Source organism: Microbulbifer discodermiae, assembly GCF_040742695.1.
GTDB lineage: Bacteria > Pseudomonadota > Gammaproteobacteria > Pseudomonadales > Cellvibrionaceae > Microbulbifer.
Window position 1 is genome coordinate 1 of sequence record NZ_JBFLAB010000065.1, and the last position, 8,454, is coordinate 8,454.

The window sequence follows — 8,454 nt, forward strand, 5'->3', positions numbered from 1 at the left end:
TGATGAGGCGGAAGGCGGTGGTCGTTTGTATCGCACGGGGGATCTGGCGCGCTATGGCCGGGATGGCTGTCTTGAGTATGTGGGCCGGGTTGATCACCAGGTCAATATCCGTGGCTTTCGCGTCGAACCCGCTGAGATAGAGGCCCAATTGCGGCTTCACCCGAGGATCTTGCAGGCGGTGGTGATCACTCAGAACCCGGACGGACTGGACCAGATCTCTCATCGACAGGGCAGTAAAGAAGCCCACCTAATGGCCTACCTGGTGACCGATTCCACGGAAGAGGAGGCCTTGCAGGTCAGGCAATCTATCGAGGCCCATCTGCGCACCCAGCTGCCGGAATACATGCGGCCGTCAGCCATGCTCTTTATTGACAGCCTGCCCCTGACACCCAGTGGTAAGCTCGATCGGCAGGCGCTGCCGGCGCTCACTGAAAGTCCTCAGGCGCAGCTTGCAATGGCACCAGAGGGGCCGGTTGAAGTGTTGCTGGCGGACCTGTGGCGCCAGGTACTGAGCTGCGACACAGTGGCGCGCGATGATAATTTCTTTGATCTTGGCGGTAACTCATTGCTAGCCACCCGGCTCCTGTCGAGGATTCAGAACGCCTTCGACCGTCAGCTGAGTATTCGGGAGGTGTTTGAGTGTCAGTGTCTGCGTGAGCAGGCGGTCCTGATTATGCGCTCGCGAACGCTGCGCGAAGGTATACCGCCGCTGGTGGCGAGCGATGATGGATTGCCCAAGCCACTGTCTTTCGCCCAGGAGAGAATGTGGTTTTTACACGAATATATCGGCCCACATCCGGTGTACAACCTGCTGTTGGCATTGGATATTCGCGGCGACGTGGACGCCGGGATTCTAGCGCGCAGTGTTTTGTCGGTGATCGAGCGTCAGCCTTCCCTTCGAACCCGTTTTATTCGCGATCAAGGGGAAATTCGGCAGGTCATTGAGCCCAGTAAAAGCCACCTCGATATTGAGGAAGCCGGCGGGGAAAATGATCTGTATCAGGCCTATGCCAGCGAACGCGATCGGCCATTTGACCTGTCCACTGACGTTCTGGCGCGAGTGCGACTGCTGCATTTGCGGGACGGCGATCGCTACCTGCTGCTGCTTAGCATGCACCACGCTGTCGGCGATGCCTGGTCAAGCGAAATTTTTTATCGCGAGCTTGCCGCACTTTATCGGGCCTTTACCGCTGGCGAAGCATCACCGCTGTCCAAGTTACCCCTGCAATACTCAGATTTTGCGCGCTGGCAGCGCCAGTCGCTGCGCGGCGAGATGTTGCAGGACGCCCTCGACTACTGGAGTCAGCAACTGTCGGGTTTGCCGCCTTGCCTGAATTTGCCAACGGATCGCCCCCGACCCGAGAAGCAGACATTTAGGGGGGGCAATATATCGGTTTCGCTGCCATCGCCACTGTTGCAGAGCCTGAGGCATCTTAGCAGGCGGGAAGGCGTCACCCTGTTTATGACCTTGATGTCGGCCTTCGCCGTCCTGCTCAGTCGATACAGCGGCCAGCGCGACCTGGTGATAGGTACACCTATCGCCAATCGAACTCAGGCGCAGACTGAAGCGCTGATGGGCTTTTTCGTCAACGCCCTGGCCTTACCGGTCAGGGTGGGTGCAAATCCAAGTTTTGTGCAGCTGCTGCACCAAGTGCGTGAGACGACCCTGAGCGCCTATGACTATCAGTATTTGCCCTTCGAAAAGCTGGTGGAGGCGTTGAGTCCCCAGCGCGATGCGCGCTTTGCTCCGATTTTTCAGGTGATGTTTGCCCTGCAAAATGTACCGCTCGACGCTCCGCAGTGCGAGGGCATTGAGTGGTCATCTCTGGAACTGCCCGAGCACCTCAAGGACCGGGGTGTGGCCAAGTTTGACCTCACGCTTATATTGCGAGAAGGCACGTCTGAGAAGGGAAAAGATGTGCTCTACGGCGAGTTCGAATACAACTCGGATCTGTTTGATGCCGAGTCCGTTGAGAGGATATTTACTGACTATCGGCAGCTTCTTGGCGAGCTTGTTCACAAGCCTGAGGCAGCGCTTGGCAATCTGAACTACCTAAGCCCGGCGCGGTGTCAGTCGCGCTACAGTCAGTTGCATATCGATGACCCCTTGGGGGACGCTGGTGTTTTCACGCTCAATATTGATCGGGCTTTGGAGCTGCTGGACCCCGATCGATCCCGTAGCTTTTGTGCCGATGCCACAATCGCCCGGATTCAGGAGCTGAGTTGTGCAGGCGGAGCTCATATCGGGGTGTGTCTTGAGGATGAGGTCTTAGCCAATTTTACCGTACTTGCCATCCTCCAAAGGAATGCTGTAGCGGTTCTGCTGCCACCGGATGCACCTCGCTTACGCCTTGCCCATCTGGTCCAGGATAGCGGGATTAGCGCGCTTGTCACCGACTCGTCACACCTGGGGGCCTTCGAGGTCGACGGCATCCCTGTGGTTTGCCTGCCGGCAGAATGGGAAATCGAGAGCGCTTCCCGGGTGTCTGTTGACCCCATATTCGTGCACGCTTTACAGACCGCCTTGTTATGTTATCCCGACCAGGGTGGACTAGCGCCGGTGGGCCGTGTGCTGTCATTGACTCAGTTGGCGGCACTGAAAAAACAGCTGGCCCTGTCCCCGCCGGGTCTTAACGGCGACCTTGTAGAGATGTGTTGTGCCAGTCTGGGTTTGATTTTGCCCGATACCGACGCGGATGAAAAAGCTGCGGAACAAGGGTTGGCGGTACTGGATAACAATGGTCAGTGGGTGGGTGAGGGCGTTACAGGCGAATTGTGCCTGGATAGCCGGCTGGGTATGGAAAGCCTGTGGGCCCGGCCGCGGGAAACGGCTTTGGCGCTGGTGCCCAACCCCTTTTCCAAACGGCCGGGCGCCCGTCTCTGGGCAACGGGGCGGCGAGCGCTTTGCCAGGCGAATGGTCGTTGCCAAATTCTTGTGAGCAGAACCCAAGGTTATGGCTCCGGCGACACTCTGTCCCACAACCTATTGCAGGCGGCGTCGCTGCCGTTTCCCGGCAAATGGGTTGTGGTTGAACAGGCCGGCGATGAGAGCGCCGGTCAGCCGCCAATTGTCTCCTGTTATTACAGTCTTGCTGAGTCGCGCACAGATTCCGCGCCGACGGCGGGCGAAGTGAAAAAGGCTATCTTTCAACAACTGCGGGCACTTGGCTCATGTCGCCTGCCGACCCACTGGATGGCTCTCGAGGCGCTCCCCCTGACCGCCAGCGGCAAGATTGACCGCAGCGCCTTGCCGCCGATCGGGCAGCAAGGCAAGAGCGGCACTCCGGTCCTCGAAGGCGTGGTGGAATCCCTTCTTGCCTTGCAGTGGCAGGCCGTGCTGGGGCGCGAGGTCACTGATCGCAACGACAACTTCTTCGCCCTGGGCGGCCACTCCCTGATCGCCACCCAGTTGCTGTCGCGTATTCGCGACACCTTTGAAGTTACCCTTGGCATTCGCCAACTCTTTGAGCTGCAGACCCTCAGAGACCAGGCCGCCGCTATCGATGCGGCGCGCAGGGATGGCACCTCACCGGAAGCGTCCACTTCGCCGCAGGATCTTCCCCCCCTTGCGGCGCAGCCCCGGCCCGAACACCTGCCCCTGTCTTACGCCCAGCAGCGCCTGTGGTTTTTGAGCCAGTACATGGGGCCCAACGCGGTCTATAACATGCCCCTGGCTTTGCGTCTGCGCGGCGAGCTCGACACCGCGATGCTTACCGCCAGCCTGGCCACTCTGTGGCAACGCCACGAGTCTCTGCGCACCCGCTTTGAGGAACGCGAGGGGCAACTGCAGCAGGTCATCGACGACCCGGCACTGAGCCTCGAGGTCGAAACTCTGTCATCCAGTGATCAGCTTCTCGGGATTTGTCGCGAGGAGCGCTTTTACCACTTTGACCTTTCCCGCGATGCCCTGTGTCGTCTGCGCCTTTTGCACGACCGGCAGGACCACAGCCACGTGCTGTTGGTGACCATGCACCACAGTATTTCTGACGGCTGGTCCCTGGGAGTTTTCCTGCGCGAACTGTTGGCCCTGTACGATGCCTGCCGGCAGGGCAGGGCCGACACGCTGCCACCGCTGCCGCTGCAGTACGCCGATTTTGCCCTGTGGCAGCGCCAGTGGCTGCGCGGCGAGGTCCTGGACAGGCAGGTCGATTACTGGCGCGGGCAGCTGGCCGGTTTACCGCCCCTGTTAACCCTGCCCACGGACCGGCCACGCCCGGCGGCACAGAGTTATGACGGTCGGGTGGAAACGCTTACTCTGCCGGCGGCCTTGAGCACACAGCTTCGCCATCTCAGTCAGTCCCGGGGCGTGACCCTGTTTATGACTCTGTTGGCCGCCTTTTCGGTGCTGCTCAGCCGCTACGCCGGACAAAAAGATCTCGCCATCGGCACACCCATTGCCAACCGCACCCAGCGCGACACAGAGTCCCTGATTGGCTTTTTCGTCAATACCTTAGTGATGCGTTGCGATCTGCGCGACGATCCGAGTTTTGACACTCTGCTAAGGCGCACCCGGGAGACGGCCCTGGCAGGCTTTGCCCACCAGGACATTCCCTTTGAGCAACTGGTGGAAAAGCTCAGTCCGGAGCGCAGTCTCAGCCATTCGCCCCTGTTTCAGGTGATGTTTGCGATGCAGAATGTGCCGCTTGACTGGCCGTCGACGGCGGGGCTCACAGTGAGTCCGCTGGAACAGGCGGCCGAAGCTGGGGTGTCGCGCTTCGACTTAACTCTGACCGTGGAAGAGGGCAGTGGCGAGGGCGCCATCAGCGGCGGCCTGGAATACAACACAGACCTGTTTGCGCGCGAGACCATGGTGCGCCTGCTGGCACACTACCAGGCGCTGCTGCAGGCCATAGTGGCGGCGCCCGAGCAATCGGTGGCGCGTTACGAGTTTCTTACGGCGGCGGAAAAGCGCCTTCAGGTAGAGACGTGGAACCACAGTGGGGCAGCGGTGCCGGCGGTGGGACTTGCGCAGTTATTCGAAGCCCAGGTGACACGCACACCGGACGCGGTGGCTTTGGTGACGGGCGACCGGCAGCTGAGCTATGTAGCCCTCAACGATCGTGCCAACGCCCTGGCCCATTGCCTGATGGGCGAAGGCGTAGGGCCCGAGGTTCGGGTGGGGCTGTGTGTCGAGCGCTCGCTGGAAATGGTGGTGGGTCTGCTGGGCATTCTCAAGGCCGGTGGTGCCTATGTGCCTCTGGACCCGGATTATCCGCTGGCACGTTTGCAGCACATCGTCACTGACAGCGGCCTTGCGGTGGTGGTGACGAGTGCGCAGACGGCGGCGGTAGTGGCGGGTCTCGACGGACCGGGAGACTGCGCACCGCGCACACTGCAGATAAGTGCGGCGGTATCCGGGCCCTCTCTGGGCAATCCGGAACTGCCCTGCCATCCCGGGCAGGCGGCCTATGTAATTTACACCTCCGGCAGTACCGGTCAGCCTAAGGGTGCGGTCCTGAGTCATGTCAACGCGGTGAATTTTTTGACCAGCATGGGGCAGCGTCCGGGTCTCGGTCGTCGTGACCGCCTGTTGGCAGTGACCACTTTATCCTTTGATATCGCGCTGTTGGAGTGGATGCTGCCGCTGGTTAACGGGGCTTGCTGTGATATTGCGTCGACGCCGCTAACCATGAGCGGTGACGAATTGAGCGCGCGGGTGCAGCAGCAGGCCATCACACTGCTGCAGGCCACGCCTGTGACCTGGAAGCTGATGCTGGAATGCGGCTGGCAGGGCAAAGCCAATCTCAAAGGTTTGATCGGCGGTGAAGCCTTTTCCCAGGCTTTGGTGGCAGAACTGAGCCCGAAAGTGGCGTCCCTTTGGAACATGTATGGCCCCACGGAAACCTGCGTGTGGTCGAGTGTGGCGCAGCTTGAGGTGGGGGCTCAGGTGACCCTGGGTCGGGGCATCGGCAATACAGAGATGTATGTGCTGGACGCCCAGGGTCAGTTGTGTCCCCTGGGGGTTCCCGGTGAGCTCCATATTGGCGGCGCCGGTCTTGCGCGTGCGTACCACGGGCGGGCAGCCCTGACGGCAGAGCGTTTTGTGCCCCACCCCTACGCCACGCGTCCCGGTGAGCGCCTCTATGCCACGGGGGACGGTGTACGCTGGCAGGCGGGGGGCGAGCTGGTTTACCTCGGGCGCCTGGACCAGCAGGTGAAGTTGCGCGGCTTTCGCATTGAGCTCGGAGAAATCGAGAGCCTTCTGCTGGCTCAGAGTGCAGTGCAGGATGCCGTGGCAGTGGTCCGCCGTGAGCGCGAGGACAATCCCCAGTTGCTGGCCTATGTGGTGCCGGCCACAGGTTTGGCAGAAGAAGTTCTGCGAGAATCACTGAGGGAAGCTTTGCGCTGTCACTTACCCGGCTACATGCAACCCTCAGCCATCGGCGTGCTGGAGCATTTCCCCCTGACCGCCAACGGCAAGATTGACCGCAGCGCCTTGCCGGTGCCGGATGCGGTGGCAGCGAGTGCTGGGTTCGAGGCGCCTCAAGGTGAGTGGGAAGAGGTGTTGGCAGGGCTTTGGTCGGAATTACTGCGGTGTTCCCGTGTGGGGCGCGGGGATAACTTCTTCGATTTGGGTGGGCATTCGATTCTCGCCGCGCAGCTCCTTTCCCGCCTGCGGCAGGAGTTTGCTATTGGCCTGCCTATGCGCGCGGTCTTCGAACAACAAACCCTGCGAGGACTTGCCGGGCGAGTGGAGCGGAGTGTCCAGCAGCGCTCGGGCGCAATAGGGGCAGAGGAGCTCAACGCACGCATTCAGGCTAATCAATCACACCTCGACGGTGCCGTGGATGAACTAGAGGAAGGGGAGATCTAGTGGATATTCACGCTATTGTCGAGCAGGCTTCCGCCAGTGGAGTATATCTCTATGTGGAGGGCGACAAATTAAAGTACAAAGCCCAGCAGGGCGGACTGCCGGACACACTGCGAGCTCAACTGAAAGCCCATAAGACAGAAGTTATTGCCTACCTTAAAAGCGGCGATGATAGGAGTACGCAGGGGGCAATACCCGCTGTGACTGCCCGCGGGGACAATGCTCCGGCGCCCCTGTCTTATGCTCAGCGGCGACTCTGGCTGGTCGATCAGGTGATCGGTGCCAGTGCCCTGTATAACATGCCTCTGGCCTGGCGCCTGCGCGGTCGGGTCGATTCTGCGGCGCTGCTTAAGAGTCTGAATATTCTCACCATGCGCCACGGTTCCATGCGCACCCGCTTCGATCGGGTTGGTGATGAGCCGGTGCAATATATCGATGCGGCGCCCGCGCCGCCGGTGTTTGAGGTCATAGATACCACGGCACAAGTGGAGGCCCAGTGCCGGGCCGAGCGCAATCATGCGTTCAATCTTGCAGGCGAAGGGCTTTGCCGCATACGGGTACTTAGGGATCGCGAAGATAGCGACCGGCATGGTAGCGACAGCCTGGTGTTGTTGGTGACCATGCACCACTGTGTGTCGGACGCCTGGTCTCTCGGCATATTTATTCGCGAGCTATTTGCCTGTTACTCCGAACTTTGCCGCACACAGGCGCCCCCCGAACTGGCGCCGCTTGCGTTCCAATATACAGATTACGCCAGCTGGCAGCGCCAATACCTGGGCCCGGATATTTGGCGCGAGGATCTTGCTTACTGGAAACACCAACTGCGCGATTTGCCGGCACAACTGAGTTTGGCCTGTGACCGGCCGAGATCAGAGACACCGAGCTATCGTGGTGCAACGATCAGTGCCGTGATCGATCCAAGCTTGACGGCCCAACTACAGCGTTTGAGCCAGAACAGCCAGGCGAGTTTATACATGACGCTGTTGGCGGCTTTTTCACTGTTGCTGTCGCGCCATGCTGGTCAGGACGATATCTGTGTTGGCTCACCCATTGCCAATCGCGATCAGCCTGGCACAGAGGCTCTGATTGGATTCTTCGTCAACACCCTAGTGCTGCGCACCCGTTTCGACGACGATTGCGATGTGCCCACCCTCCTGGCACGCACCCGGGAAACCGTGCTTGAGGCCTTCGACCATCAACAGCTGCCATTTGAAGCTTTGGTCGACGAGCTGAGCCCGACGCGAACAATGAATATCACGCCTCTGTTCCAGGCGATGTTCGTAATGCAGAACATTCCCATCGAAGAAGAGGCTCTGCCCGGCGTCGAGCTGACGCCAATGCCGGTGGCCCCAGGCGAGGGGATGGCGCGCTTCGATCTGACGCTCACCGTGCAGCAAGGTTTGCGCGGGCTGGACATTGACCTGGAATACAGCTGCGACCTGTTTGAGGCGGATTGGGCCGAGGGCTTGTTGGCCCACTATCAGCAGTTGCTCGCCGCTATGGTGGCCACGCCCGAGCGGCGGCTGTCGCAGCTGGCCATGCTGAGCGATGTCGAACGTTACCGGCAGATTGTGCTCTGGAATGACAGCGGCGAGGCAGCGCTGGAAAATCCGGCTCGCCATCAAGAGCCTACCATTGTTGCG

At 60.3% G+C, this 8,454-nt stretch carries 2 protein-coding genes; both read left to right on the forward strand.

Features of this window, described 5'->3' with window-relative positions:
• Positions 1-181: 181 nt before the first annotated feature.
• Entirely contained in the window at positions 182-6,814 is a 6,633-nt protein-coding gene (locus AB1S50_RS17020; RefSeq protein WP_455363760.1) for an amino acid adenylation domain-containing protein, read from the forward strand.
• Positions 6,814-8,454, forward strand: a 1,641-nt coding sequence (locus AB1S50_RS17025) for a condensation domain-containing protein (RefSeq protein WP_367152253.1), incomplete at its 3' end; no start/stop codon positions are given. The genes AB1S50_RS17020 and AB1S50_RS17025, both read left to right, overlap by 1 nt.